Origin of the sequence: Pseudomonas sp. R3-56, from assembly GCF_051132075.1 — a bacterium.
Taxonomy (GTDB): domain Bacteria; phylum Pseudomonadota; class Gammaproteobacteria; order Pseudomonadales; family Pseudomonadaceae; genus Aquipseudomonas.
In genome coordinates, this window is record NZ_CP071657.1 from 94,242 (window position 1) to 119,848 (window position 25,607).

Sequence of the window (25,607 nt, forward strand, 5' to 3'; positions counted from 1 at the left end):
TCCCTGCATTCCTCCAGGCAAACCGCATCGCCCGGTTTTGCGACTGCTGCGCAGCCGAGCGGGAGCAAGCTCCCTCGCCACGGGCGGTGTCTGGGCTGGCGTCATCGCGAGCAAGCTTTGCTCCCACAGGTTTGTGGCTTAACTGACCGGCAGTCACCGCTCTGCGCTTCACTCTGGGTGTGCTTAAGCCAAAGTCGGCGAACCAGGAGCCCAGCTCCGATATCGCTTCCCCCTACTCCTGCTTTGCCAGCAGAAAGACCTTGAGGTGTTGAATCACCTGCTCTGGTTGGTCTTCATGAACATACAACTTGGCCTTGTCGATGCTGATAAAGCCGCCAAGGTTGGCAAAGCTTCGGCTCATCTCAATGGCATACGGCTCAGGAAAGGTATCGTCCTGCCGCCCCCAGATCAGCAAGGTCTGCGCCGCGATCTGGCCATGAAGACGGCTCAAGACATCGAGCTGCGGCCAATCGAGCACTGCGATAAAGGCGCACCGGGCTTGCTCCATGCTCTGCGCGGACTGGATCAGCGGCGCGATAAAGCGCCGATGAAAGCTGCCGAGCAAGTGCTGGTGATCGTAGAGCGTTCCGCCAAACCCCCGCTTCGAACACAGATAGGCAGAACTTCTTAGCTGGATGCGAGCAAGCGCGCCGTATCCCGGTAACCAACGCGCCAGTTGTTTGTACAGACGCTGGTTGGGTGCGCGATGCCCAGGTATTTCGCTATTGAGCAGAATCAACTTGGCCACGCGGCTGGCGTCCCAAAGTGCAAGGTAGCGGGCGGTGATACCGCCGCTGTCATTACCCAGCAGGCTATAGCCCTGCGCAATGCCCAAGGCCGCAAGTAAACCCTGGAGCAAACGCGCTTGGCCGGCGGGGCTCAGATCATGTTCTGTTGACCAGGCTGTCATGCCTGCGCCAGGGAGATCCGGCACAATGCAACGAAAGCCTGAGGCAAGCGCATCGACCAACGGCGCAAAGGTATCGCCATTAAGTGGCCAGCCGTGCAGCATCAGCAGTACCGGACCTGTTCCATAGTCGCGATAACCAAAACGCAGCCCTTCGATACTGATGAATTGATGCGGCGCGGCAAGAAAGCCGCTGGCGTATGCATTCATTGTGCTGCCTCAAGTGCTGTGGAGTTTCGGCCAATGTAGTGGCAGACAGGGCGAGCGACTTGTAAGAACCAACTGACTTGAGGACGCCGTGCAGAATTTTTTGATCCTGGGCAATCAGCTCACCCTGTATGTCGGGCCGCTACCCGACATCAGCCTCCATCGACATAGCGCCAGCGCTCTATGCCTGGGGTTACAGGCGCCGATTCAGGCACGGGGCACCGACGCAAGCCCATGGCAGCGTTACGATCAGTTATTCGTGCCAGCAGGTGTCGCGCATGCTTTGGCGTTTTCCGGGCAACCTGTGGCGGTGTTGTTCTTTGAGAAACAGAGCCGCCTCTACCAGCAGTTGCTGCTGCGTTACAACCTATCTACCGAGCACTTGAGCGATCCCGGGCCGAGCGCTGGCAACTGGCTGACGGAACTCAAAGGGTTGACGGGCCGCGATGTGCAGGAAGGCGAAGCCCTTCTCGGGCAAATCGCCATGCGCTTGCTGCCCGATACGGGCGAGTCGAACCACGCAGACCCACGGGTACTCAAGGTGCTGGATGCGATGCAGGCGCAGCCCCAGCGCAATTTCACCACCCGGGAACTGTCGGCCCTCGTTTGTCTGTCGCCAAGCCGCCTTTCTGCACTGTTCAACCAGGCCATGGGGCTGCCGCTGAGGCGCTACCGGGTGTGGCTGCGTCTGCGCGCGCTGGTCAGTTTTGTCAGCCAGGGGCTATCGCTCACCGAAGCCGCGCAGATGGCGGGGTTCAGCGACTCAGCCCACTTCAGCAACAGTTGCCGCAAGCTACTGGGGGTCAAGCCGACTGACGTGCTTGCTGGCGATGATCTACGCATCCTCTTTTCCAATCGCCTGTGAACAGCCTTTATGATCCTTGCTACACATTGCGTCGATCTCAAAGGTGCCAATCATCTAAAAAGTGAAAAGTGAAAAGAGTGAAAAGGGGACAGATTTATTTGCGGCAAATAAATCTGTCCCCTTTGTCCCCTGCGTCCTCCCAGAGCCGAACGCAGAGCGTCCGTGGAGGCATTCCCACGCAGAGCGCGGGAACGATCGACTGAAGAGGGGGCACCCAATCCCCTGTGGCGAGGGAGCTTGCTCCCGCTGGCCTGCGCAGCAGGCCCCTACGTTTTTTCAGGCAAACTGCATTGTCCGGTTTTGCGGCTGCTGCGCAGCCGAGCGGGAGCAAGCTCCCTCGCCACGGGATCGGGGTGTTGCAGAGATTGTGTTTCGACAGAGATGCAGTATTTGTGAGCCTCAATGCGCGCCTCGGCCTTACTTACGCTTGAGCATCTCCGGCAACTGCGCCACCAACTTCTGATTATTCAACGGCGCACGGATAAACCCGCGTTGGGTGCCGTCCGGGCCGATGACGGCGAGGTTGCCGCTGTGGTCGACGGTGTAGTTGGGCTTGCTGGTGTCCGCCGGGATGAACGGGATGCTTACCGCGTTGGCGAGTTTTTGCAGGTCTTGCACCGAGGCGGCGGTCAGGCCGATGAACTGCGGGTCGAAGTAACCCAGGTACTGCTTGAGTTGCTTGGGCGTGTCGCGGTTCGGGTCGACGCTCACCAGCACGATCTGCAACTTGGCCACCGCCTCGGGCGGCAGCTCGCTCTTGATCTGGCGCAGCTGGGCGAGGGTGGTCGGGCAAATGTCCGGGCAGAAGGTGTAGCCGAAGAACAGCAGGCTCCATTTGTCTTTCAGCTCGTTCATCGTCACTGGCTGGCCGTCCTGGTCGGTCATTTTCACGTCCGGCAGGGTGCGGCTTTGCGGCAGCAGGATGATGCCGGCGTCAATCAGTGCGGTCGGGTCGCCCTGGCCTTTGCCGGACAGCACTTTATTGATGGTCAGGCCGAGAATCAGTGCGATCACGGCCACGAGGATGAAGACGGTTTTCTGGGTTCGGGTCATAGGCTCAACAGTAAGTAGTGATCTACAAGCAGGGCGATGAACAGCAGGAACAAGTACCAGATAGAGTACTTGAACGTGTTGATCGCCGCGTGCGGCCGACTGCCACGGTACAGCACCACGGCCCATTGCAGGAACCTGGCGCCCAGTACCAGCGCGCACGCCAGGTACAGCAACCCGCTCATCTGGATCACGAACGGCATCAGGCTGACCGCCAGCAGCACCAGGGTGTACAGCAAGATATGGATCTTGGTGTAGTGCTCGCCGTGGGTCACCGGCAGCATCGGGATGTCTGCCTTGGCGTATTCCTCCTTGCGATGGATCGCCAGGGCCCAGAAATGCGGTGGGGTCCAGGCGAAGATGATCAATACCAGCAGCAACGGTTCGGCGCTGACGTGACCGGTGGCCGCGACCCAGCCCAGCAACGGTGGCGCTGCGCCGGCGAGGCCGCCAATGACGATATTCTGAGGTGTGGCGCGCTTGAGAAACCCGGTGTAGATCACCGCGTAGCCGAGCAGCGAGGCCAGGGTCAGCCAGGCGGTCAGCGGATTGGTGAACACCAGCAGCAGTGCCTGACCGGCCAGCGCCAGTGCCAGGGCGAACGTCAGCGCGGCGGCCGGCGAGACCCGGCCCTCGGCCAATGGCCGCTTGTGAGTGCGCGCCATCACCGCGTCGATACGCCGATCCACCACATGGTTGACCGCCGCCGCGCCACCAGCGCACAGCGCAATTCCCAGATTGCCGAACACCAGCACTGTCCAGGGCACTCCGGCACGGGTCGCGAGGAACATGCCGACCAGCGAGGTGATCAGCATCAACACCACCACTTTGGGTTTGGTCAGCTCCAGGTAATCGCGCCAGATCGCCTGGCTGTGGCGTGTACCGGTCAGGGTTGCCATGGCATCTCTCCTTTGATCGTGATGGGGCCGACGCCGTGTTCAGGCGGATTGAAGCGCCAGCGCAGCGGGACCTGATGCCGTACCCGGACCAGGCTGGTCCGGGCGTGATAGTTGACCAGCACCAGGCTCAGCAACAGCGCGGCGCCCCCAGCGTTATGGGCCACCGCCACCGGCAGCGGCAGATGAAACACGACGTTGCTTATACCCAGGGTAATTTGCGCTGCGAGTGCGGCGAGGACCAGTCCCGCCAGTCGGGTCATGCCCACAGTCTTGAGCTGCCAGGCCAGCCCCAGCAGCACCACCGTCACCAGCAAGGCGCCGATGCGGTGGGTTACATGGATGGCGGTGCGGGCGTCGCTGTCCAGTTGCCCACCGAGGTAATTCGGGCCGATGTGCTGGGTCAGGTGGAAGCCATTGGCGAAATCGGCGGGCGGCATCCATTGGCCGTGGCAGGTAGGAAAGTCGATACAGGCCACCGCGGCGTAATTGGAGCTGACCCAACCGCCCAGGGCGATCTGGCCGATCACCAGCAACAGCCCAGCCGTGGCCCAGTGTTGCAGGCGCTTGGGCACGGTCAACGCCGGCAACACACCGGACAATCTCAACGTGAGCAGAAACAGCAGGCTCAACGTCGCGAACCCGCCCAGCAAATGCCCGGTGACGACTTGCGGCCAGAGCTTGAGCGTGACGGTCCACATGCCGAACGCCGCTTGGGCGAACACCACCGCCAGCAGGAACAGTGGCAGTTTTAATGGCAGGCCGGGGTGCCGGCGGTTCGTCCAGGCGCGGGCGGCCAGCGCGGCAATCATCAGTGCCAACGCACCGGCGAAATAGCGATGGACCATTTCGTTCCAGCCTTTATGGGCTTCCACCGGGGTGTCGGGAAAATGCAACTCGGCATGGGCCAGTTGGGCTTCGCCCTTGGGCACGCTGATGAAACCGTAGCAACCGGGCCAATCGGGGCAACCGAGGCCGGCGTGAGTCAGGCGGGTGTAGGCGCCCAACAGTACGACAATCAATGCCAGCAACGTGGCAAACAGCGCGAGGCGAAATCCAGGCTTGGCCATGTCGATGCCCTTATCCGATGTTGGACAATTTCAGCAGGTGGCGCAGGTCGTTGAGCAGGTCTTTGCCCTTGACCCGGGCGTCGTAGCGCAGCACCAGGTTGCTGTGGGGGTCGATGATCCACAGCTGGGCGCCGCCGGAGCCCTGGGCGCCTTTCTGATAGGCCGGCAGGTCCAGCGGATAACGTTGTAGTTGCGGATATTCGCGCTGCAGTTGGGCGTCGTATTCCGCCTCCAGCGGTTGCGCTATCGCCAGGGCATGGCTGGCGCGGCCGGCCTCGCGGCCCAGGCCGATCTGCACCTGCCGGGCCAGGTACACCAGTTGCCGGCAATCCACCGAGCACTCCTGCGGCGCTGTTACCAGAATCTGCCAGCGCTGCTCGTCGGCCTGCACGCCGATGTCCGCGCGGGACTGGCCGTTGCCGATCAACTCGCCGTGATAGCTGCGACTGTCCGGGACCCAGAACTGGAACTTGTACATGCCGGTGGCGAGGATCATCGGGCCGACCACGCCCAGCACAATCAACAGCAATTGCACGCGCCCCTTGCGCCGGCGGCGTGCGTCGGGCGCGTCAGACATGTTGGTTGGATTCATGGTGCTTCCCATGGTGTCTCCCTGCGTTGTGCCATCCGAGATAAAGGAAAAGGCCGAACAGCGCCGCCGCCATGGCGAACCACTGCACGGCATAACCAAGGTGTTTTTCCGGGCCCATGGCAACCACCGGCCAATCGGTCCGGTAGGCGCCAGGGCCGCTTTGTTGCCTCAATTCGTAGGCGAAGCCGCCGCGGCCCAGTTCGGCCCAGAGCTTCTGCGGTTCGATAGCGGTGACCAGCCGCGGCCACGGGGCGCTGGCCGGGTCGGCGTGCAGTTGGAACGTGGCGCCGGGCGCGACGTAGACCCAGGCTTGCAGGCCGATGGGTTGCTCCGGCGTGCTGAAGACTGGCGGCGTACGGCGATCAGGCCAGGGCAGCCAGCCGCGATTGACCAGCAACCACAGCCCACTGGCGTGGTCGAGGAACGGTTGCAGCAGTTCGACGCCGACCTTGCCGTCGTGCTGGCGGTTATCCAGCAGCAGGCTGTGTTCGGCGTCGAACTGGCCGTGCAGGCTGACGAGACGAAAGGCCGGATCCGTTGTTTGCGAAAGCTCCACGCTGTCCATCGGCTTGGCCACGCGACGCTCGGCGTAGGTGTCCATGAGCAGGCGTTTCTGCTCGCCCCGGCTCAATTGCCAGAACCCCAGGCACACCATCACCGGCACCAGCACGGCCACCACCAGCGACGGCACGAGGCCCGGCCGGAAGCCTTTCATGGCGCCGGCCGAAAGCTGTAGAACGGGATAGCTATACTCACGTGCATCGCGTTCCCCCGGAGTGTTTCTGATGCTAAAAGCAGCCATCGTCCTGATGCTGATCGCCACGATTGCCAGCCTGTTCAGCGGCTTGTTTTTTCTGGTCAAGGACGACAGCAATTCCAATCGCCTGGTCATCGCCCTGGCGATTCGTGTCAGCCTGGCCGTCGTCACCGTCGGCTTGATCGCCTGGGGCTTTTTCAGCGGCCAGTTGGTGTCCCATGCTCCTTGGTAAAAAGCCGCCCTGATAACGGTTGCCTCAGAGTATGTAGACGAAGAAGAACAAGCCGATCCACACCACATCGACGAAGTGCCAATACCAGCTCGCGGCCTCGAAGCCGAACTGATGCTCGTTGTCGAAATGCCCGCGCATGATGCGCATCAGCATCACGAACAGGATGATCGTGCCGATGGTGACGTGGGCGCCGTGGAAGCCGGTGAGCATGAAGAACGTCGCGCCATAGATCCCCGAGCCCAGGGTCAGGCCCAGTTCCTTGTAGGCGTGGATGTATTCCTCGGCCTGGAAACCCAGGAAGGCGCAACCCAGCAGCACGGTGATCGCCAGCCAGATTTTCAGCGCGCCGCGATGACCTTTCTTCAGGGCATGGTGGGCGATGGTGACGGTGACGCTGGAGCTGACCAGCAGGATGGTGTTGAGCAGCGGCAAGCCCCACGGGCTGATGACGTCCTTGGGCGCCGGAAAGAGTTTCGGATCGGGGTTGTTCAGCAATGGCCAGACGTATTCGAAATTTGGCCAGAGCATTTCCGACAGGCCCTTGCTGCCTTCGCCGGCGAGGCCGGGCGCCGACACCACGCGCACATAGAACAGCGCGCCGAAGAAGGCGACGAAGAACATCACCTCGGAAAAAATGAACCAGCTCATGCCCCAGCGGAACGAGCGATCGAGCTGCGCGCTGTACAGCCCGGCGCGGCTTTCCTTGATGACCGCGCCAAACCAGCCGAACAGCATGTAGGCCAGCAGCAGGCCGCCGACGAAAAAGATCAGCGGGCCGTGGGAATCCGGACGCGCCGCTTTCAGGTCGTTGAACCAGGTCGCCAGGCCATACACCGTGACGAACATCCCGACCGTGGCGATGATCGGCCATTTGCTCTGGGCCGGAACGTAATAGTGCTCATGAGTTGCCATTTATTGTTCTCCTTATCGGGCACGCTATCGGTCAGTGTTTACAGCCACCGGTGGATGACGAGCGGTGATATCGAACAGCGTGTAGGACAGCGTCAGGTGCTTCACTTCCTTGGGCATGTCCCGGTCGACGATGAAGCGCATGGGCATTTCGATGCGTTCGCCGGGTTGCAGCACTTGCTGGGTAAAACAGAAACATTCGGTCTTATGGAAATATGCAGCGGCGTTGCTCGGCGAAATGCTCGGCACCGCTTGGGCGCTCATCGGCCGATCGGTGGGGTTATGGGCGATGAACACCATCTCGTTGACCGCTCCCGGCTTGACCACCAACTGGTCGCCCCTTGGGTAGAAGTCCCAGACCATGTCCACCGAATTCGTGGACAAGAACTGCACCCGGACCTGCCGCGATTCATCAACGGTTTGCTCGCCCGTGTACTGCCCCCCGGTTTTGCCGTTGATACCGAACGCCTTGCACATCACGTCGTAGATCGGCACCAGGGCAAACCCGAAGGCAAACATGGCCACCACCACCAGCAACAGGCGGGTGACCAGTTTTTTCAGCGAGATCGAGTCAGCCATGATTCTGGACCCCTACAGATAACTCTGTGGGAGCGGGCTTGCTCGCGAAGCAGGCGCTACGGTCTAACAGGAACACCGTGTCATCGTTCTTCGCGAGCAAGCCCGCTCCCACATTCATTTCACTTCCGGCGGCGTGGTGAAGGTGTGATATGGCGCCGGCGACGGTACGCTCCATTCCAGCCCTTCGGCGCCATCCCACGGCTTGGCCGGTGCCGGCTCACCGCCACGGATGGTCTTGATCACGATGAACAGGAAGAAGATCTGCGTGGTGCCGAACATGAACGCGCCGATGGACGAGACCATGTTGAAATCGGCGAACTGCAGGTTGTAGTCGGGAATCCGCCGGGGCATGCCCGCCAGGCCGACGAAGTGCATCGGGAAGAACGCCATGTTCATGCCGATGAACGAGAGCCAGAAGTGCAGTTTGCCGAGGGTTTCGTCGTACATGTGGCCGGTCCATTTCGGCAGCCAGTAGTAGGCCGAGGCGAAGATCCCGAAGATCGCACCCGGCACCAGCACGTAGTGGAAATGCGCGACCACGAAGTAGGTGTCCTGGTACTGGAAGTCCGCCGGCGCGATGGCCAGCATCAGCCCGGAGAAACCGCCGATGGAAAACAGGATCACGAACGCCACGGCAAACAGCATCGGTGTCTCGAAGGTCAGCGAGCCTTGCCACATGGTGCTCGCCCAGTTGAACACCTTCACCCCGGTGGGCACGGCGATCAGCAGGGTGGCGTACATGAAGAACAGCTCGCCCACCAGCGGGATGCCGACCACGAACATGTGGTGCGCCCAGACGATGAACGAGAGGAAGGCAATGGCCGCCGTGGCGTAGACCATCGAGGTGTAGCCGAACAGCGGCTTGCGCGAGAATGCCGGGATGATCGAGCTGACGGCACCGAAGGCCGGCAGGATCATGATGTACACCTCAGGGTGGCCGAAGAACCAGAACACATGCTGGAACAGCACGGGGTCACCGCCACCGGCGGCGTTGAAGAAGCTGGTGCCGAAGTGGATGTCCATCAGCATCATCGTCACGCAGCCGGCCAGCACCGGCATCACCGCGATCAGCAGGAAAGCGGTGATCAGCCAGGTCCAGACGAACAGCGGCATCTTCATCAGTGTCATGCCGGGGGCGCGTAGGTTGAGGATGGTGGCGACCACGTTGATCGCGCCCATGATCGAGCTGATGCCCATCAGGTGGATGGCAAAGATGAAGAACGTCACGCTTTCCGGCGCGTAGGTGGTGGACAGCGGCGCGTAGAAGGTCCAGCCGAAGTTCGGCCCGCCGCCCGGTGTGAACAGGGTGGAGACCAGCATCAGGAACGCCGCCGGCAACAGCCAGAAACTGAAGTTGTTCATCCGCGGCAGGGCCATGTCCGGCGCGCCGATCATCAGCGGGACCATCCAGTTGGCGAGGCCGACGAAGGCCGGCATCACCGCGCCGAAGACCATCACCAGGCCATGCATGGTGGTCATCTGGTTGAAGAATTCCGGCTGCACGATCTGCAGGCCGGGCTGGAACAGCTCGGCGCGGATCACCATGGCGAACGAGCCGCCCAGCAGGAACATGGAGAACGCGAACCACAGGTACAGCGTGCCGATGTCCTTGTGGTTGGTGGTCAGTACCCAGCGCATCAGGCCCTTGGCGGGGCCGTGGGCGTGGTCGGCGCCGGCATGACCGTGGTCATCGATCACAGCACTCATGTCCTGTCTCCTTCGAGCGAATGGGCTGGTCGGCGCGGGGCAACGAGCCCCGACCGGTTGCGGGAACAGACGTCAGGCCGGCTCATTGGCTATCTGCCTGTTTGAGTTCCAGCACTTCTTTAGGCGTAACCATGTCGCCCTTGTTGTTGCCCCAGGCGTTACGCTCATAGGTCACGACCGCGGCGATATCGACTTCCGACAGCTGTTTGCCGAACGCGGCCATAGAGGTGCCGGGCTTGCCGTGGAAGACAATGTTCAAGTGATCCTTGATTGGCCCGGTGGCGATTTTCGAGCCCTTGAGCGCCGGGAACATCGGCGGCAGGCCCTGGCCTTCGGCCTGGTGACAGGCCACGCAAGTGGTGTGGTAGACCTTGTCGCCGCGTTCCTTGAGTTCTTCCAGGGTCCATTCCTTGCTGGTCAGCTCTTTGAGCTGCGCGGCTTCGGCCTTGCGTTCGCCCAGCCATTTTTCGTAGTCGGGCTTGCTCTTGACCTCGACCACGATCGGCATGAAACCATGGTCCTTGCCGCACAGCTCGGCGCACTGGCCGCGATAAATGCCGGGCTTGTCGACGCGGGTCCAGGCTTCGTTGACGAACCCCGGAATGGCGTCGCGCTTGACGGCGAAGGCCGGCACCCACCACGAGTGGATCACGTCGGCGGAGGTCACCAGGAAGCGCACCTTGGCGTCAACTGGCAGCACCAGCGGCTTGTCGACTTCAAGCAGGTAGTGCTCGCCCTTGGTGCTCTGGTTGTGGATCTGTTCGGCAGGCGTGGCCAGGTTGCTGAAGAACTCGACGTCCTGGCCCAGGTATTTGTAGTGCCACTTCCATTGGTAGCCGGTGACCTGGACATCGATCTCCGATTCGCTGGAGTCGTACATCTTGATCAGCGTGGCGGTGGCGGGAACCGCCATGGCCACCAGGATCAGGAAGGGCACGATGGTCCAGAGGATTTCCACGCGGGTGTTTTCGTGGAAGTGGGCGGCGTTCTGCCCGGTTGAGCGGCGGTGCATCATCATCGACCAGAACATGGCGCCGAAGACGATGATGCCAATGACCACACAGATCCAGAAGATGGTCATGTGCAGGTCGAACACTGCGTTGCTGATCTGTGTCGCTCCAGGCGCCATATTCACAGTCCAGGCCGCTTGCGCCTGGCTGAAAATCGACCACAACAGGAGGCCCATCCATACGTGTGGATGTCGCGTCATTGCGGGTTCCCCTTATCGTTCTTGTTATCCCGTAGGCGTAACGCCTGCGGCAAGGGATCGGCATTCCAGACTGCTTACTTGACTCGCCGCGCCTTGCTGCACATGCAATCGGGTGTCATCGGCTAACTCCATTCCAAACCGAGTATAGACAGCACCCGCAACCTCGCAACGCGACGGCGTAAATCGTTTGAAACAGCTGGGACTTGCGCCAGAGCCCACGAATGGAGAAGGATGCGCAGCAGAGTGATGGCAAACCGATATAACGGTGACGTATCAAGGATGAGGCAGTTATGAAAAATAGGTCTTAGGAGTTTTTATGCGCCAGCTAAGTTATGTCATTCCTATTTCATTGCCTGTTGTTTCCTGGAGTTGTCATGAACACCGCCGCATTGCGCGAGCAGATCCAAAAAGCCCAACAGCACGAGGCCGAGACCGGCCTGCTGAGTCGTCAGTTGACGGCCCAGTTACCGACGCTGCACCCCGCCATTCAGCTCCCGGACGCGAACGCCAACGACGTTCTGGCGCGGTTTGTCGCAGCCTATATCAACGAAGTGCCTGACCTGCTGGATGCAGCCAATGACGTCGCCAGGGAGGCGGGTATCGAGTCGCAGATCAAGCCCGTACTGAAAATTGCCGAGCAGTATTTCCTCCAGCCTCCGACGATCATGGCCGGGCATGTCGGGCTCAACAGCCTGCTCGACGAAGCCTATCTGGCGCACCGGTTTGTCGAGGAGGTCAACGACCTGTACATCAAGCATTTCGGCCAGCCGCTGATCCCCCTGGACATGACGGTTGCCAATCTGATTGCCCATCAGTTGATCGGTGAGGAATTTGCCAACCAACTCGATGAGGTGGTGCACCACGCGTTCGACGAGATGCTCAACGACGAGACGTTTGCACTGGAGTCGGTGGAAACCTACCGCGAGAAGCTCAGCAGCCCGGAAACCGGCGCGGCCTGGAAGCGCTGGCCCTGCATGTCCCGCCGCTTGGGCGTGGGCCTGGAGCTGGATCAGCCGGCGGCTTGATCCCTCGGGAAAAACACAAAACCCTTGTGGGAGCGAGCCTGCTCGCGAAGCGGTTGATCATTCAACATCATGTCGACTGAAACACCGCTTTCGCGAGCAGGCTCGCTCCCACATGGGGTTTGTGTTGCTCATCAAGAGCCCCGTCGAAACAGGATCAGCCAGCTGTTGCGCCAACCCCCACGGTCGTGCGCAAGCGTCCTTCCAACCGGCGCTTGAGCCCGCGCGACTCGATCAACAACTTCGAACCCTTGCTGGCATTCGCCCGGCTCCATTCTTCGAGCAATTCCAGGCAGGAATGGTCGATATAGCTCAGGTTGTTGAGCGGCACATGCACCGTTGCGCCTTCGGGAATGGTGTTCAGCACCTGGGTCAGGGCTGGAACCTTGAGGAAGGTCGCCGCGCCCACCAAACGCAATTCCATCTCGCCGTCCTGGGGCAGGTCGATCAGGCTGATCTTCAGGCGCGAGGCTTTCCACGCCAGTTTCACCAGGGTCAGGCCAAAACCGATCAGCACGCCGGTCAGCAGGTCGGTGAAGATGATCGCCAGCGCCGTCGCGGCGTAGGTGAACATCGGCATCCGGCCATAACGGCCCAGGCCACGGAACGCCTTGATATCCACCAGTTTGAAACCGGTGTAGACCAGCACACCCGCCAGGCTCGCCACCGGGATGCTTTGCAGCACGCTGGACAGCAGCAGCACGAAGAGCAACAACCACAGGCCGTGGAAGATCGTTGACATTCGTGTGGTCGCGCCGGCCTGGACGTTGGCCGAACTGCGTACGATCACGCCGGTCATTGGCAAGGCGCCGAGCAGGCCACAAAGCATGTTACCGACACCTTGGGCGGACAGTTCCCGATCGAAATCCGCCCGCTCGCCGCTGTGCATGCGATCGACGGCAGCCGCCGAGAGCAAGGTTTCCGCACTGGCGATGAAAGCGACCGCGAACGCGGCGATCAACACGGTGGGGTCGGCCAGGTTCAGCAAATCCGCCGGGCGCAGCCAGTCGATGGCTTCGGCCATGTTTTCCGGGACCTCCACGCGCTTGACCTGCAACGCCAGCAGCAGGCTGGCAACCGTTGCCAGGCCCACGCCGAGCAGGGCGCCAGGAACGAAGCGCAGGCTATGGGGGCGAAACTTTTCCCACAGCCACATCACTGCGATCGTCGACAGGCCGAGCAAACCGGCCTGCCAGCCGAACGAAGGTAAAGCCTGGGCCACTGCCGCCGGGAACGCCGCCAGGTTATCCAGCCCGGAAGGCTTGGGCGCCGCGTCAAGCATCACATGGACTTGGGACAAGATGATCAGCACACCGATACCGGCCAGCATGCCGTACACCACGGCAGGCGCGGTGACCCTGAACCAGCAACCGAGGCGAAAACGCCCGGCCAGCAGTTGCAGCAGCCCGGCCAACAAAAGGATCGGCCCGAGCATTGCCACGCCATGCTGGCGCACCAGTTCGAAGACCAGCACCGCCAAACCGGCCGCCGGGCCGCTGACTTGCAGCTTGGAGCCAGCCAGGAAGCCCACGATCAGACCACCGACGATACCAGTGATCAGCCCCTTCGCCGGTGGCAGGCCCGATGCAATGGCAATGCCCATGCACAAGGGCAGCGCCACCAGGAATACAACCACCGAAGCCAGGAGCTCCCGTGGCAGAACAGCTTTTAATTGAGCAGCACGCATGGCGACTCTCCCGAAATTTTCTTCAGGCATGGCGAGGCCCGCCCGCGCAAATGGCGGGAGGCTCGACCACACAAGGATGTTTAGGAGCGGTTAGAAGCGCGCTTTGGGCGTCGCCACCGGTATCGGATGGCTGCCATCGAGCGGCAGGAAACAACCCTGGTCCGCATCAAAGGCTTTGATCTCGCTGGTCTCGATGTTGTACACCCAGCCATGGATGAACAACTGGCCGCTGGCCATGCGAGAGGCCACCGAAGGGTGCGTTCGCAAATGCTGCAACTGGGCGATCACGTTCTCTTCGGTGAGGACGGGCATGGTCTGCTTTTCGTCACCGCACGGGCAGTTGTCGTGGACCATGGTCTTGGCGACTTCGGCGTGGCGCAGCCAGGCCTTGACTGTCGGCATTTTTTCCAGGGTGTCGGGGTTGAGCACCGCACGCATGGCGCCGCAATCGGAATGGCCGCAAACGATAATATGTTGCACACCCAGGGCCAGCACGGCGTATTCAATGGCGGTGGAAACGCCGCCGTTCATTTGTCCGTACGGTGGAACGACGTTGCCGACGTTACGGGTCACGAACAGGTCGCCTGGGGAGCTATGGGTGATCAGCTCAGGCACGATGCGCGAATCGGCGCAGGTGATGAACATCGCCCGGGGTTTCTGGGCGGTGGCGAGTTTCTTGAAGAGTTCTTCCTGTTGGGGAAAGATCTCGTGATGGAAATGCAAAAAGCCGTCAACAATGTGCTGCAGCGCTGCATCGGCGGTTTCCGCCTCGGGTTGGGCTGAAGCCGACGCAGCCAACGGCTGTTTATCCTTGTCACTCATGATTCATCCTCTTGACGGTTACGACGCCAGTGGCTGGTTAAAAAACATCCGGATCGAAGCTCGACCCGTCAGTCACTCGCTGAACAAGGTAGCGGCCGAAACTTAACTCAAACTGAATCGAAGGCTCTAGGACAACGATTCCAGGGGTGGCGAAACACTGGCGCAGCTCATGTCCAGTGCCCGTTCCAAGGTCAACTTTAATCAAATCAACGACATCTGTCGGCCGGGCGGACAGAAGGCATCGCAGTCAAGATTGTAACCATCTCGTCGGTTCAGGCCCAAACGCTTGAGCGTCTTGGCGAAGCGCTGGGCCAGCAGGTCGGCGAACGGGCCTTCGCCGCGCATCCGCACGCCAAACCGGCTGTCATACAGTTCGCCGCCGCGGCTCTGGCGCACCAGGCTCAGCACATGGGCGGCGCGCTGCGGATAGTGCGCCTGCAACCACTCCTCGAACAGCGGCGCCACTTCCAGCGGCAGGCGCAACATGACGTAGGCGGCATTCTGTGCACCGGCAGCGTGGGCTTCGGCCAGCAGGCTTTCAATCTCGCTGTCATTGATCATCGGGATCATCGGCGCGCACAGCACGCCGACGTTGATGCCCGCCTCGCGCATGACCTTTATCGCCCGCAACCGGGCCTTCGGCGCCGCCGCGCGGGGTTCGAGGATGCGCTTGAGTTCGTCGTCCAGCGTGGTGAGGCTGATCATCACATGTACCAGGCGTTGCTCTGCCAGTTCGGTCAGCAGGTCGAGGTCGCGCAGGATCAGCGAGCCCTTGGTAACAATCGTCACCGGGTGCCGGTATCGCAGCAGCACTTCGAGAATCCGGCGGGTGATGCGCTGTTCGCGTTCGATCGGCTGGTAGGGATCGGTATTGGAACCCAGGGCAATCGGCGCGCATTGATAGCCGCGCCGCGACAGCTGCTCTTCCAGCACATCGGCGGCGTTGGTCTTGGCGATCAGCCTGGTTTCGAAATCCAGCCCGGGCGACATGTCCCAGTAGGCATGGCTGGGTCGCGCATAGCAGTAGACGCAGCCGTGTTCGCAGCCTCGATAAGGATTGATCGAACGATCGAAAGGAATATCCGTGGAGGTGTTTCGAGTGATGATGGTCTTGGCCGTTTCGATGCGTACCTCGGTGCCCTGGGTCGGCGGCACTTCCTGATACCAGCCATCGTCCTCGGCCACCGAACGGCTCGGCGCGAAGCGGTTGTGCGGGTTGGTGGCGGTGCCGCGGCCACGGGGCGGAAGTGAGAGGGACATGGGAATACTCCGAAAGCTGTATGCGCATACAGTATTCGCTGCCGTCGATTCAAGCCAGTGCCGTTTGGCGGTTCAGGAAAAGCAGGCCCTGGTTCACGGCGCTTTGACGTCTTGCTCACAGGCTTTTAACCGAGGCGAACCGAAACTGACGACTTCAAAATCCTTGGTCGGCGGTTGCTCCTCATGCTCAAGCTCTGTTTGCGTTCCCTGCTTTGCCTGGCGTTGCTCGTCGCGCTGGTCGACTCCGCCGCCCAGGCCGCCACCGGCGCCGAGGCCAGGCCCGGCGAATGGGCCCAGCCCGTGGAAAAACGCTACGACCTCTACCAGATGTCGCCTGCTCTCTATCGCAGTTCCTTGCCGGACGGCGGTGCCTTGCCCCTGTTGGCGAAACTCGATATCGGCACAGTCATCAATTTTCTGCCTGATTCGGACGCGAACTGGTTGTCCGCGCCTGACATCAAGCAAGTGCAGTTGCCCTATCGCACCAATCACGTCGACGACAGTGACGTTCTCAAGGCCCTGCGCGCCATCCAGGACGGGCAAGCCAGGGGGCCGGTGCTCATGCATTGCAAGCACGGCTCGGACCGTACCGGCTTGATGGCCGCCATGTACCGGGTGGTTGTGCAGGGCTGGAGCAAGGAAGACGCCCTGGAGGAAATGACCGAAGGCGGTTTCGGCGACAGCCATCACTTCAAGGACGGGGTTCGCTACATGATGCAAGCCGATGTCGAGAAGCTCCGTGTTGCCTTGAGAGACGGCGATTGCAGTACCAGCGTCTTTGCGCTGTGCTCGTTGAAAGGCTGGGTCAATTCAACGACCACGGCGCGTCACCTCGATCCTCAGTCATTGGCTCCTTCACGCTGATTGGTCGCGCTGAGGAAGGCGCTTATGGATTCGGATAACGGCCGCGAGTCGCCCGGCCCGAATATGTGTTCGCGAAGCGCCCTGCCGGTCGTCGCTTTAAAGATTCCGTCGCGCTGGAACCTCTGGAAAACCGACTCGGCCAGGGCCTTGGACCACGAGTAGGCGTACACTCTTGCGCCGTAGCCCGTCACCATATGGTCCAGCCCGTTGGCCAGGCGTGCGTTTGCAATTACCGGCAAGTGGCGGGTCTTTTCGCTGACCTGCTGGAAGACTTGCTGGACGCTGCGTCCATCGGCGTGGGTACGGTGCAACTCGAAATCCAGCAGCGCCTTGCGCAACTCGTTGGCGGTTTCCCAACTGGCCTGAGTGCTGATGAGCCTCATGAACTGATCGGCCATCTCGTCAGGCAAGGCTGCTCCGGTTTGATGATGCGCCGATACGCGGATCAGAAACTCCTTGGCGAAGCACCATTTTTCCAGCAGACATCCGGCGAATTCCACCGTATCGCGGGGTGACTTATTGATCGCCGATAGGTCGCGATAGGCTGCCTGGCTCAAGACCTGATGCAGGCAATGGCCGAATTCATGGACAAGGATGCGTAGCTGCAGATGGTCGAGCAAGGTCGGGTTCGCCGCTGTGCCCCGTGGCAGCCAGCCATGCAGCGCGGCGATCGGGCGTCGGAGCACGCCTTCGGCGGTAATCTGACGGTCGCGAATGGTCGTGGTGTAGGAGAAACCTTCTCGATCATCAGATTTGAACGGATCGAAATAGATATAACCAATGCTCGTTCCGCTCTCCGTGACCTCAAAAAGACGTACGTCAGGATCCCAGCTGGCCACATCCTTGCGTTCGATGAAGTTCACGGCGAATAGATTCGACGCGATCACCAGCAGCTTGGAAAAAACCGCTTCCAATGGAAACCAGACACTCAATGCCTGCTGTGAGATGCCCGCCTCCCGCTGGCGAATTTTTTCCGCCAGGTACCAGTAATCCCAAGGTTCGGGCTCGCTGAGACCTCGTTCACTGGCGAAGGCCTTGAGCTCATCGGTCTCCAGGCGGAAGGTGCTTTGCTGCGACTGGAGTTGATTGTCCAGAAAAGCCAGGACCTCTGCGGTGGACTCGGCCTGCTCCGACGCGATCGCGTATTGAGCGTAATCCGTGTAGCCCAGTAACTTGGCATACTCGTGCCGGTCGTCCAGCAGTTGCTTGAGGACGTTGCCATTGTCGAATTGCCCGGCTTGCGGGCCTTGATCGGACGCACGGGTGTTATAGGCAACGTGGATCTGCTGGCGTAACGAGCGATTGTCGGCATAGTGGGTGACGATGCGATGCGACTCTTCATCAAGGGTCAGCAGCCATCCCGTGCGGTCGACCTTGCGGGCCAGATGGGCCATGTGCTGTTTGAACGCCACCGGCAAGCCGCTGAGCAGGGCCTCATCGTCAATGAGGATGTCCCAGGCTTTGTTGGCCGACTCCAGCTGGTCCAGAAACAGACCTTCGGCGTTTCGAATACGGACTTGCACCAGGCTCAGGTCGCTCGCCGTGGTCATCGGCATGTTTTCACGAAACTGTCGCAGGTTTTTTTCCAGGACCCTCTTGCGTGCCGGTTCGAAATTTCCGGCTATTTCGCTGTTCGCCAGGCGCTCGTAGAGCTGAAACAGTTCGGTGTTTTGTTCCAGTCCGACCTTAAATTCTTGCAGCCGTGCTTCGCAATCGAGCGAGGCCTGCTTCCAGGCGTCACCTGTCCGGGTCGAGGTCAGGCGGTTTAGCAAGTAGCCGAAACCCTCAAGCCGCGTGTGAATTTCATCCATTGCCAAGACGAGGTCGTCCCAGGTTGGGAAGGGTGTCTGGCTGGCAATGATCGCGGCAACTTTGATGCGGCTTTCGGCGATTATCTGGTCGAGGGCCGGGGAAAAGTGTTCGGCCTGGACGCGCGAAAAGGGCGGCAGGTCGTAGTCCTGCAGTAGCGGGTTATCAGCGTTTGGCATGGAAAGCTTCCTTTCAGTCTGGATGTGTCGGACCAGTCTGAAGAGGAAGGCAGGGCACCCTGCGGTATATATGTATCGCTTCCGGGCCGGGCGGCCCGGAAGGTGATGCCGGAGATTTCAGTCGGTTTTTTTCTTCAACTTGGGGTTGGGGAAGAACTGCACCGCCTGGACCTTGGCGTCCGGTGCTTTCAAGGCGGACGTATTGACCCGGGTGCCCAATTCCTTGGGCACCGACAGGCCTTGTTCGTTGAGCGTGTCGGAATAACCACAAGCCACGCACTCGCGATGGGGCACGCCGTCTTCGTTCCACATCATCAACTTGTCCGGTTCACTGCACGCCGGGCAGACTGCCCCGGCGATGAAGCGTCGTTTGGTAATCACAGGCCCCTCACTCATGCTGCCGCGTCCTCGCTCAGGCCGCTATGGCGCAAGAGTGCGTCAATCGATGGCTCACGGCCACGGAAGTCGACGAACAGCACCATTGGCTCCTGGGAGCCGCCACGCGCCAGGATCGCCTCGCGGAAGGCGCGACCGGTTTCGGCGTTGAGCACGCCGTCTTCTTCGAATCTGGAGAACGCATCGGCCGACAGCACTTCCGCCCATTTGTAGCTGTAGTAACCCGCCGCGTAACCGCCGGCAAAAATATGCGCAAAGCTGTTGGGGAAGCGGTTATAGGCAGGCGGACGCATCACCGACACCTCGTCACGTACGCCTTCGAGCACTTGCAGTACGCTACGACCATCGCCATGGGTGGCGTGCAGTTCGAAGTCGAACAGCGAGAATTCCAACTGGCGGACCATCATCAGGCCGGACTGGAAGTTCTTTGCGGCGAGCATTTTTTCCAGCAGGTCCTGGGGCAATGGCTCACCGGTTTCGTAGTGACCGGAAATCAGCGCCAGGCCTTCAGGCTCCCAGCACCAGTTTTCCATGAACTGGCTCGGCAGCTCCACGGCGTCCCAGGCCACGCCGTTGATGCCCGACACGCCGGCATGGTCGACGCGGGTCAGCAGGTGATGCAGGCCGTGGCCGAACTCGTGGAACAGCGTGGTCACTTCATCGTGGGTCAGCAGCGCTGGCTTGCCACTGTCGGCCGGGGTGAAGTTGCACACCAGGTTGGCGACCGGGCTTTGCAGCGCGCCATCAAGGGTGCGGCGACGATCGCGGGCGCCATCCATCCAGGCGCCGCCACGCTTGTTGGGGCGGGCGTACAGATCGAAGAAGAAGCGCCCGACGTGCTGGCCGTGTTCCTTGATCTCGAACAGGCGCACGTCCGGATGCCAGGCGTCGAAACCCTTCAGTTCAGCGATCTCGATGCCATAGAGGCGTTGCACGATGGCGAACAGGCCGCTCAATACCTTGTCGATCGGGAAGTAGGCGCGCAGGGCTTCCTGGGCGACGCTGTAACGTTGCTGGCGGAGTTTTTCGCCATAAAAGCCGCTGTCCCAGCTTTGCAGGTCGGGGCAGCCCTGTTCGGCGGCGAAGGCTTTCAATTGTTCCAGGTCCTGGGCGGCGAACGGTTTGCTGCGCTTGGCCAGGTCGCGCAGGAAGCTGAGCACCTGATCGCTGGATTCAGCCATCTTGGTTGCCAGGCTCAATTCGGCGAAGTTGGCGAAACCCAGCAACTGGGCCAGTTCCTGGCGCAGGTCGAGGATCTGCTCCATCACCGGGCCGTTATCGTTCTGACCGGCGTTCGGGCCTTGGTCCGAGGCGCGGGTGCAGTAGGCGGCGTAGACTTCTTCGCGCAGGGCGCGGTCTTCGGCGTAGGTCATCACCGCGTAGTAGCTCGGAAACTCCAGGTTGATCAGCCAACCGTCGAGGCCTTTGGCCTGGGCCGCGGCGGCCATCTGCGCCTTGGCCGAGTCGGTCAGGCCGGCGAGGGCGGCCTCAGAGGTGACATGCTTGGTCCAGGCCTGGGTCGCGTCGAGCAACTGGTTGGAAAAGCGGCTGCCCAGTTCGGACAGCTTGCTTTGCACTTCGGCGTAGCGCTTTTGCTGCTCGGGCGGCAAGTCGATGCCCGACAGGCGGAAATCGCGCAGCGAATGTTCCAGGATGGTTTTCTGCGCCACGTCGAAACCGGCGGCCTCGGGGCTGTTCGCCAGGGCTTCGAACGCCTGGAACAGTTCGCGGTTCTGGCCCAGTTCGGTGGAATAGGCACTCAGCGCCGGCAGGCAAGCCTCGTAGGCTTCGCGCAGCTCGGGGCTGTTGCGCACCGCGTTCAGATGGCTGACCGGGCTCCAGGCTGCGCCCAGGCGATCATTGAGCTCGTCCATCGCCAATACCAGGCCGGCCCAGGTGGGCTGTTCGACTTGCGTCTTGAGGATCTCGGCGATGGCGGCGCGGTTGTCAGCCAGGATCTGCTCGATGGCCGGTTGCACGTGCTCGGCACGGATCGCCGAGAATGGCGGCAGGTCGTAGGGCTGCAAAAGAGGGTTGTTCACGCTCACGGTTGGCACCTTGGCTGGAAGAAACATGGGCCCATCTTAATTACAATCGACGTTCACCGCAGCTAGCAGCGCCTATCATCGGACAAGAGAGAGCCTATCGTGACCCTTCGAACGTACCAGAACCACAGCCCGCGGCTTGCCCGGGGCGCTTTTGTCGACAGCACCGCGGTGGTGATCGGCGACGTCGAAATCGGCGAGGACAGCTCCGTCTGGCCGCTGACAGTCATTCGCGGCGACATGCACCGCATCCGCATCGGCGCCCGTACCAGCGTCCAGGACGGCTGCGTGCTGCACATCACCCACGCCGGGCCGTTCAACCCCGATGGCTTCCCGTTGCTGATCGGCGACGACGTGACCATCGCCCATAAAGTGATGCTCCATGGCTGCTCGGTGGGCAGTCGGATCCTGATCGGCATGGGCAGCATTGTCATGGATGGCGCGGTGGTCGAGGACGACGTGATCATCGGCGCCGGTAGCCTCGTACCGCCGGGCAAGCGCCTGGAGAGCGGCTTTTTGTATGTGGGCAGCCCGGTGAAGCAGGTCCGGCCGCTGACCGACAAGGAGCGGGCGTTTTTCACCTACAGCGCGGCGAATTACGTGAAGCTCAAGGATTTGCATCTGGCTGAAGGCTACGACCAGCCTTGAATCGCCCACCTGAGATGTTGAATAAACCAATGTGGTGAGGGGATTTATCCCCGCTGGGCTGCACAGCAGCCCCGAAGCCTGCCACCGAAGTGTGCCAGGTTTGTTACATTCAGTCTTTTTGGGGCTGCTGCGCAGCCCAGCGGGGATAAATCCCCTCGCCACAGTTTCATTCAAGCCTTTTGAGTGAGCTGCATGACCACCCAGGACCAGCCATGCACTACCAGACCATACTTTTTGACCTCGACGGCACGCTTACCGACCCGCGCGAGGGCATCACCCGTTCGATCCAGTTCGCCCTGGGCAAACTGGGCATCGACGAACCCGACCTGACCCGTCTCGAACATTTCATCGGCCCACCGCTATTGCAAGCCTTCATGCAGTTCTATGCCTTCGACGAAGCGAAAGCCTGGGACGCGGTGAATTTCTATCGCGAGCGCTTCAAGGTCACCGGCCTCTACGAAAACCGTGTCTTCGACGGTGTCGTGCCGCTGCTGGAAACGCTCGGTGGCCAAGGCCGACAGCTTTACATCGCCACGTCCAAGCCCTGGGTTTTCGCCCGGGAAATCGCCCGTCATTTCGATTTCGCCCGGCACTTCAAGGTGATCTACGGCAGCGAACTGGACGGTACCCGTACCAACAAGGTCGAGCTCATCGCCCACCTGATGGCCGAAGAAAGCCTCGACCCGGCCAGCACCCTGATGATCGGCGACCGCGAACATGACTTGATCGGCGCGCGCAGCAATGGTCTGGACGCGGCGGCGGTGGGGTACGGATTCGGCAGTTTCGAGGAGTTGAGTGCGCAGAACCCGGTACATCATTTCCAGACGCTGGAGGAGTTGCACCAGGCATTTTTGCGGGGCTGAAGACACAACTATCGGAAACGTCCGACATGCTCTAAGGAATTGTCTGATTTTCACCACCTGCCACCGGGCATAGGTTCTCTGCAGACAGTTTATCCATCGAGCAAGGAGAACAGCATGATTCAGCTGTCGCAAACGGAGCAGGTGATCTGGGATATGTATTTTGTCAGCGCCTTGCCGCAGGTGATGCAGCAGTTACCGGGCCGCCGTCCCGAGTTGATTGCGGAGAGCGCGGCCGAAGTCGCCGATGAAATGCTGGTGGAGCGCCGCGAGCGTCGCCCGGTGGCACAAAGGACTCTGCCGGTCAGGGACGCAACGATAAAATGAAAAAATAAATCCGGGACATGGTGGACCCCTGTGGCGAGGGAGCTTGCTCCCGCTCGGCTGCGAAGCAGTCGTAAAACCAGCGGGTGCGGTGTGTCTGATGCTCCGCGTTTGGCAGGTTTTGGGGCCGCTTCGCAACCCAGCGGGAGCAAGCTCCCTCGCCACGCGAGCCCGGCGTTGTTCACGCCGGCGCGTCAAACACCAGCGATCCCTTGATCGTCGCCCAATGCGCCGCTTCGGCGTCGCCCAGCTTCTCGGCCTTGACGTAGCTCAGGGCAAGCATCTTGCGCGTGCCCGGCAGTACCAGGGCGAGCTGATACTGAAAGACCTTTTCGTTGCCTTTGTTGAACTGGCTGCGTAACTCGATGGCTTCGACTTCCTGCCGAGCCCCCACGCGCAACGTGGCGCCGGGTTGGCAGCGCAGGTCCTGGACCTGCTTTTCCAGGCGCTTGAGCTGGTCGTCGAGGTTGCTTTGCAGGGTTTCTCCTTCGGCGAGCAGGCTGCGGCTGACGATCAGGGACGTGCCTAGTTCGGGGAACTTGAGGATGTTGATCGAAGCGTCGAGCAACTCGCTGGGCGGCAGCTGGAGCTGAAATTCATTCAAACGGTAAGTCATGGCGCATCAGGTCTCGAAGTTAGCCTTTGGGTTAGCCTTTGGGAAAGGCGGCAGCGACGTTGGCATCGATGCTGGCCTTGACGCCCTGGCCGTCCGGCGTGGCACCGGGGCCGCCGCCGTTGTTCAGGTGCAGCACACCGCCGGTGTTGAACTCGGCATCGCCGCTGGCGTAGAAGCTGATCTGCACGCCGGTCAGGTTGATCTGACCGCTGGCGTTGAGCTCCAGGATGCTCTCGCCGCATACCAGGCGCAGGTTCTCGCCCACTTCAATGACGTAGCTCTGGCTGATGCTGTCGGTCTTGCGCTGGCCCACCGACAGGATGTCTTCCTGCTTGACGATGCGCAGGCGGTTGTTGCCGATGATCACCGTTTCGTCGTGGCCGATGCTCTTGGTGCGGTCGTGGCCGACCGAATGGCTCTCATCCACCTCGACCACGACGTCCTGGTTGCGCTCGGCATGGATGTAAAGCTGCTCGGCGCCTTTTTTGTCTTCCATGCGGATTTCATTGAAATTTGCCGGCGTGCCACCCTTGCTCGAACGGCTTTTCATGCCGCTCTGGGTGGCATTCTCAGGCAGGTCGTAAGGCACGGTCTGCTCGGCGTTGTAGACACGTCCGGTGATGATCGGTCGATCCGGGTCGCCTTCAAGGAAGCTGACGATGACTTCCTGGCCGATACGCGGAATCTGCATCGAGCCCCAGTTTTTCCCGGCCCAGCTTTGCGACACGCGAATCCAGCACGAGCTGTTTTCGTTGGATTGATCGTGACGGTCCCAATAAAAATGCACCTTCACCCGACCGAACTGGTCGGTCCAGATTTCCTCGCCCTTGGGTCCGACCACCAAAGCTGTCTGCGGCCCCTTGACGATGGGGCGGTGGGTGATTGCCATCGGGCGGAAGCTTTGCTGGGCGTCGATGCAGGTCAGGCTGCTTTCGAACTGTGCCGAAGGCGCGCCGACGCCGCTCTCGCCGCTTTCCTGAGAGAGGTAATAACGCGCGCCGACGATCAGGTATTCGCGGTTCTGGTCCTGGCGGCTGAAGCCGGTCAGGCTGAACAGGTGGCCCGAGCCCATGCCTCGGGCATTGCCGGCCAGCTCGACCTGCTCGTGCAGGGTCTGCAAGGCTTCGATGCGGGTGCGGGCGTAGTGCTCGCCGTCTTCGCTTTGCACGTAGGTGCCGGGGTAGTCATAGAGCGGATAGTCGCCAGCGGTGTGCGGGCGCGGCATGGCCGAACGTACATCGATGCGCGCGCTGGGACGCTGGAAGTCGTAGTCGTTGAGCTCCAGCGAACCCGGTTGGACTTCCTGGGCCAGGTGCCAATCATGAATATGATCGCGTTCACGCTGCTGCTCGTTCTTCGGATAGTACGGCACCGAGGCGTAGCCTGGCGCTTGGGTATGGGCGCCGTAGGCGTCGGCCAGCACCAGCACATGGCGACCCTGTTCATGGCGGAAGAAGTAGTAGATGCCTTCCTGCTCCATCAGCCGGCTGACGAAATCGAAGCTGGTCTCACGGTACTGGACGCAATATTCCCACTCGCGGTACGGCCGGCTGAGGGCGTCTTCGAAGTCGGAGAAACCCAGGTCGCGGAACACTTGCTTGATGATCTGCGGAACCGTCAGGTTCTGGAAAATCCGGCAATCGGAGGTGCGGGTCAGCAGCCACAGCCAGGGCCGCAAGGTGGCCTGGTAGCTGGCAAACTGGCCCTGGTCGATGTTCTGGCTGAAGCGCGCGACGATGCCGTGGAAGTGCCGCTCGCCACCGCCATCCAGCTGAACGCTCACGCACATGGGTTTACTCAGCACCTGGTTGAGGTCGATGGCGTTGTCCAGCGAGTGCAGCTGCAACTCATAGTTGAACAGCCGCCCCAACTCTTCGCCGCCGCCCATGTCCTTGAGCAGCAGCACCTCGGGCCCGAGGGGGCTGGTGATTTTCGCCAGGCGGGAGGCTTGGTTGAATAGCATCGGTTGTCCTTATCGCTGCCGCAGTCCCTTATGCTGGCGAATACTGCAATCGTCTGATTCAAAAAATCAACAGAATATGCCCTTCGACGGCTTCTGCAGAGGCGTGAATCGCCAGAGTGGTGACGCTGATC

25 protein-coding genes are annotated in these 25,607 nt (G+C 61.0%); 7 read left to right on the plus strand and 18 right to left on the minus strand.

Features of this window, described 5'->3' with window-relative positions:
* Nucleotides 1–232: 232 nt before the first annotated feature.
* Entirely contained in the window at nucleotides 233–1,117 is an 885-nt protein-coding gene (locus J3P96_RS00445; RefSeq protein WP_434654632.1) for an alpha/beta fold hydrolase, read from the minus strand.
* A gap of 88 nt (nucleotides 1,118–1,205) precedes the next feature.
* Here J3P96_RS00445 and J3P96_RS00450 point away from each other — a divergent pair, with 88 nt between their 5' ends.
* Nucleotides 1,206–1,979 carry a helix-turn-helix domain-containing protein gene (locus J3P96_RS00450; RefSeq protein WP_434654635.1) on the plus strand — a complete coding sequence of 258 codons (774 nt, stop codon included), beginning with the start codon at nucleotides 1,206–1,208 and terminating at the stop codon, nucleotides 1,977–1,979.
* Between the two features lie 417 nt (nucleotides 1,980–2,396).
* Here the strand turns inward: J3P96_RS00450 and J3P96_RS00455 are convergent, their stop codons facing one another.
* Genes J3P96_RS00455 through J3P96_RS00475 form a run of 5 tightly spaced genes read right to left on the minus strand, consistent with a single transcriptional unit; the run spans nucleotide 2,397 to nucleotide 6,302 of the window.
* Entirely contained in the window at nucleotides 2,397–3,032 is a 636-nt protein-coding gene (locus tag J3P96_RS00455) for an SCO family protein (protein ID WP_434654637.1), read from the minus strand.
* The gene (gene cyoE, locus J3P96_RS00460; protein WP_434654640.1) at nucleotides 3,029–3,928 is read right to left on the minus strand and encodes a heme o synthase; all 900 of its coding nucleotides are present in this window, start codon (nucleotides 3,926–3,928) and stop codon (nucleotides 3,029–3,031) included. The genes J3P96_RS00455 and cyoE overlap by 4 nt, the downstream gene beginning before the upstream one ends.
* A complete protein-coding gene (locus J3P96_RS00465) occupies nucleotides 3,916–4,995 on the minus strand; it encodes a COX15/CtaA family protein (RefSeq protein WP_434627022.1) in 1,080 nt (359 codons plus the stop codon). Before J3P96_RS00465 ends, cyoE begins: the two co-directional genes overlap by 13 nt.
* Before the next feature lie 10 nt (nucleotides 4,996–5,005).
* Nucleotides 5,006–5,599 carry a hypothetical protein gene (locus J3P96_RS00470; protein WP_434654641.1) on the minus strand — a complete coding sequence of 198 codons (594 nt, stop codon included), beginning with the start codon at nucleotides 5,597–5,599 and terminating at the stop codon, nucleotides 5,006–5,008.
* A complete protein-coding gene (locus tag J3P96_RS00475) occupies nucleotides 5,565–6,302 on the minus strand; it encodes an SURF1 family protein (RefSeq protein WP_434654643.1) in 738 nt (245 codons plus the stop codon). The genes J3P96_RS00470 and J3P96_RS00475 overlap by 35 nt, the downstream gene beginning before the upstream one ends.
* A 70-nt stretch (nucleotides 6,303–6,372) precedes the next feature.
* Here J3P96_RS00475 and J3P96_RS00480 point away from each other — a divergent pair, with 70 nt between their 5' ends.
* Nucleotides 6,373–6,576, plus strand: a complete 204-nt coding sequence (locus J3P96_RS00480) for a twin transmembrane helix small protein (protein ID WP_305497823.1) — start codon at nucleotides 6,373–6,375, stop codon at nucleotides 6,574–6,576.
* A 24-nt stretch (nucleotides 6,577–6,600) separates the two neighbouring features.
* Here the strand turns inward: J3P96_RS00480 and J3P96_RS00485 are convergent, their stop codons facing one another.
* The 4 genes from J3P96_RS00485 to coxB form a co-directional block, all read right to left on the minus strand.
* Nucleotides 6,601–7,488 carry a cytochrome c oxidase subunit 3 gene (locus J3P96_RS00485; protein WP_305497825.1) on the minus strand — a complete coding sequence of 296 codons (888 nt, stop codon included), beginning with the start codon at nucleotides 7,486–7,488 and terminating at the stop codon, nucleotides 6,601–6,603.
* A gap of 24 nt (nucleotides 7,489–7,512) precedes the next feature.
* Nucleotides 7,513–8,064: a cytochrome c oxidase assembly protein gene (locus tag J3P96_RS00490; protein ID WP_434654645.1), complete on the minus strand. Its 552-nt coding sequence runs from the start codon at nucleotides 8,062–8,064 to the stop codon at nucleotides 7,513–7,515.
* A 114-nt stretch (nucleotides 8,065–8,178) separates the two neighbouring features.
* Nucleotides 8,179–9,771, minus strand: a complete 1,593-nt coding sequence (gene ctaD / locus J3P96_RS00495; RefSeq protein ID WP_305497829.1) for a cytochrome c oxidase subunit I — start codon at nucleotides 9,769–9,771, stop codon at nucleotides 8,179–8,181.
* Nucleotides 9,772–9,853: 82 nt separating this feature from the next.
* Entirely contained in the window at nucleotides 9,854–10,981 is a 1,128-nt protein-coding gene (gene coxB, locus J3P96_RS00500; RefSeq protein ID WP_434570823.1) for a cytochrome c oxidase subunit II, read from the minus strand.
* Between the two features lie 374 nt (nucleotides 10,982–11,355).
* Between coxB and J3P96_RS00505 the strand changes: the two genes are divergently transcribed.
* Nucleotides 11,356–12,006 carry a hypothetical protein gene (locus J3P96_RS00505; RefSeq protein WP_434570825.1) on the plus strand — a complete coding sequence of 217 codons (651 nt, stop codon included), beginning with the start codon at nucleotides 11,356–11,358 and terminating at the stop codon, nucleotides 12,004–12,006.
* A 154-nt stretch (nucleotides 12,007–12,160) separates the two neighbouring features.
* Here J3P96_RS00505 and J3P96_RS00510 read toward each other — a convergent pair whose 3' ends face one another.
* From J3P96_RS00510 to J3P96_RS00520, 3 genes are all read right to left on the minus strand, one after another.
* Nucleotides 12,161–13,690, minus strand: a complete 1,530-nt coding sequence (locus tag J3P96_RS00510) for a SulP family inorganic anion transporter (protein WP_434654647.1) — start codon at nucleotides 13,688–13,690, stop codon at nucleotides 12,161–12,163.
* 90 nt (nucleotides 13,691–13,780) lie between these two features.
* Complete coding sequence (locus J3P96_RS00515; protein WP_305497838.1) at nucleotides 13,781–14,512, minus strand: carbonic anhydrase; 732 nt, start codon at nucleotides 14,510–14,512, stop codon at nucleotides 13,781–13,783.
* Between the two features lie 201 nt (nucleotides 14,513–14,713).
* Nucleotides 14,714–15,772 (minus strand): PA0069 family radical SAM protein, encoded by a 1,059-nt coding sequence (locus tag J3P96_RS00520; protein ID WP_434654650.1) that lies wholly within the window; start codon nucleotides 15,770–15,772, stop codon nucleotides 14,714–14,716.
* 183 nt (nucleotides 15,773–15,955) lie between these two features.
* Between J3P96_RS00520 and J3P96_RS00525 the strand changes: the two genes are divergently transcribed.
* On the plus strand, nucleotides 15,956–16,636 hold the full coding sequence (locus J3P96_RS00525; protein ID WP_434654652.1) for a phosphatase domain-containing protein: 681 nt from the start codon (nucleotides 15,956–15,958) through the stop codon (nucleotides 16,634–16,636).
* On the opposite strand, the gene J3P96_RS00530 is transcribed toward J3P96_RS00525, so the two are convergent.
* From J3P96_RS00530 to prlC, 3 genes are all read right to left on the minus strand, one after another.
* Complete coding sequence (locus J3P96_RS00530) at nucleotides 16,612–18,624, minus strand: M3 family metallopeptidase (RefSeq protein WP_434654655.1); 2,013 nt, start codon at nucleotides 18,622–18,624, stop codon at nucleotides 16,612–16,614. The two genes, J3P96_RS00525 and J3P96_RS00530, sit on opposite strands and share 25 nt — an antisense overlap.
* A gap of 117 nt (nucleotides 18,625–18,741) precedes the next feature.
* A complete protein-coding gene (locus tag J3P96_RS00535) occupies nucleotides 18,742–19,020 on the minus strand; it encodes a YheV family putative zinc ribbon protein (protein ID WP_018600854.1) in 279 nt (92 codons plus the stop codon).
* Nucleotides 19,017–21,068, minus strand: a complete 2,052-nt coding sequence (gene prlC, locus J3P96_RS00540) for an oligopeptidase A (RefSeq protein ID WP_434654657.1) — start codon at nucleotides 21,066–21,068, stop codon at nucleotides 19,017–19,019. Before prlC ends, J3P96_RS00535 begins: the two co-directional genes overlap by 4 nt.
* A gap of 99 nt (nucleotides 21,069–21,167) precedes the next feature.
* Between prlC and J3P96_RS00545 the strand changes: the two genes are divergently transcribed.
* The 3 genes from J3P96_RS00545 (at nucleotide 21,168) to J3P96_RS00555 (ending at nucleotide 22,900) form a co-directional block, all read left to right on the plus strand.
* Nucleotides 21,168–21,713 (plus strand): gamma carbonic anhydrase family protein, encoded by a 546-nt coding sequence (locus J3P96_RS00545; RefSeq protein WP_186643364.1) that lies wholly within the window; start codon nucleotides 21,168–21,170, stop codon nucleotides 21,711–21,713.
* 212 nt (nucleotides 21,714–21,925) lie between these two features.
* Nucleotides 21,926–22,576 carry an HAD family hydrolase gene (locus tag J3P96_RS00550; RefSeq protein ID WP_434654660.1) on the plus strand — a complete coding sequence of 217 codons (651 nt, stop codon included), beginning with the start codon at nucleotides 21,926–21,928 and terminating at the stop codon, nucleotides 22,574–22,576.
* 114 nt (nucleotides 22,577–22,690) lie between these two features.
* Nucleotides 22,691–22,900, plus strand: coding sequence for a hypothetical protein (locus J3P96_RS00555; protein ID WP_305497851.1), 210 nt, complete (start codon nucleotides 22,691–22,693; stop codon nucleotides 22,898–22,900).
* Nucleotides 22,901–23,078: 178 nt separating this feature from the next.
* Here J3P96_RS00555 and J3P96_RS00560 read toward each other — a convergent pair whose 3' ends face one another.
* Together J3P96_RS00560 and J3P96_RS00565 are read right to left on the minus strand one after the other, a co-directional pair.
* A complete protein-coding gene (locus J3P96_RS00560) occupies nucleotides 23,079–23,513 on the minus strand; it encodes a DcrB-related protein (protein ID WP_434570841.1) in 435 nt (144 codons plus the stop codon).
* Nucleotides 23,514–23,544: 31 nt separating this feature from the next.
* Entirely contained in the window at nucleotides 23,545–25,476 is a 1,932-nt protein-coding gene (locus J3P96_RS00565) for a type VI secretion system tip protein VgrG (protein WP_434654663.1), read from the minus strand.
* Nucleotides 25,477–25,607 lie beyond the last annotated feature (131 nt).

Coding starts and splice junctions, on each gene's coding strand:
- J3P96_RS00550 (WP_434654660.1), top strand. CDS start 21,926: ATGCACTACCAGACCATACTTTTTGACCTCGACGGCACGCTTACCGAC.
- cyoE (WP_434654640.1), bottom strand. CDS start 3,928: ATGGCAACCCTGACCGGTACACGCCACAGCCAGGCGATCTGGCGCGAT.
- J3P96_RS00520 (WP_434654650.1), bottom strand. CDS start 15,772: ATGTCCCTCTCACTTCCGCCCCGTGGCCGCGGCACCGCCACCAACCCG.
- J3P96_RS00480 (WP_305497823.1), top strand. CDS start 6,373: ATGCTAAAAGCAGCCATCGTCCTGATGCTGATCGCCACGATTGCCAGC.
- J3P96_RS00490 (WP_434654645.1), bottom strand. CDS start 8,064: ATGGCTGACTCGATCTCGCTGAAAAAACTGGTCACCCGCCTGTTGCTG.
- J3P96_RS00530 (WP_434654655.1), bottom strand. CDS start 18,624: ATGCCAAACGCTGATAACCCGCTACTGCAGGACTACGACCTGCCGCCC.
- J3P96_RS00510 (WP_434654647.1), bottom strand. CDS start 13,690: ATGCGTGCTGCTCAATTAAAAGCTGTTCTGCCACGGGAGCTCCTGGCT.
- J3P96_RS00535 (WP_018600854.1), bottom strand. CDS start 19,020: ATGAGTGAGGGGCCTGTGATTACCAAACGACGCTTCATCGCCGGGGCA.
- J3P96_RS00465 (WP_434627022.1), bottom strand. CDS start 4,995: ATGGCCAAGCCTGGATTTCGCCTCGCGCTGTTTGCCACGTTGCTGGCA.
- ctaD (WP_305497829.1), bottom strand. CDS start 9,771: ATGAGTGCTGTGATCGATGACCACGGTCATGCCGGCGCCGACCACGCC.
- J3P96_RS00560 (WP_434570841.1), bottom strand. CDS start 23,513: ATGACTTACCGTTTGAATGAATTTCAGCTCCAGCTGCCGCCCAGCGAG.
- J3P96_RS00485 (WP_305497825.1), bottom strand. CDS start 7,488: ATGGCAACTCATGAGCACTATTACGTTCCGGCCCAGAGCAAATGGCCG.
- J3P96_RS00475 (WP_434654643.1), bottom strand. CDS start 6,302: ATGAAAGGCTTCCGGCCGGGCCTCGTGCCGTCGCTGGTGGTGGCCGTG.
- J3P96_RS00455 (WP_434654637.1), bottom strand. CDS start 3,032: ATGACCCGAACCCAGAAAACCGTCTTCATCCTCGTGGCCGTGATCGCA.
- J3P96_RS00445 (WP_434654632.1), bottom strand. CDS start 1,117: ATGAATGCATACGCCAGCGGCTTTCTTGCCGCGCCGCATCAATTCATC.
- J3P96_RS00555 (WP_305497851.1), top strand. CDS start 22,691: ATGATTCAGCTGTCGCAAACGGAGCAGGTGATCTGGGATATGTATTTT.
- J3P96_RS00565 (WP_434654663.1), bottom strand. CDS start 25,476: ATGCTATTCAACCAAGCCTCCCGCCTGGCGAAAATCACCAGCCCCCTC.
- J3P96_RS00525 (WP_434654652.1), top strand. CDS start 15,956: ATGCTCAAGCTCTGTTTGCGTTCCCTGCTTTGCCTGGCGTTGCTCGTC.
- J3P96_RS00470 (WP_434654641.1), bottom strand. CDS start 5,599: ATGGGAAGCACCATGAATCCAACCAACATGTCTGACGCGCCCGACGCA.
- J3P96_RS00505 (WP_434570825.1), top strand. CDS start 11,356: ATGAACACCGCCGCATTGCGCGAGCAGATCCAAAAAGCCCAACAGCAC.
- coxB (WP_434570823.1), bottom strand. CDS start 10,981: ATGACGCGACATCCACACGTATGGATGGGCCTCCTGTTGTGGTCGATT.
- J3P96_RS00515 (WP_305497838.1), bottom strand. CDS start 14,512: ATGAGTGACAAGGATAAACAGCCGTTGGCTGCGTCGGCTTCAGCCCAA.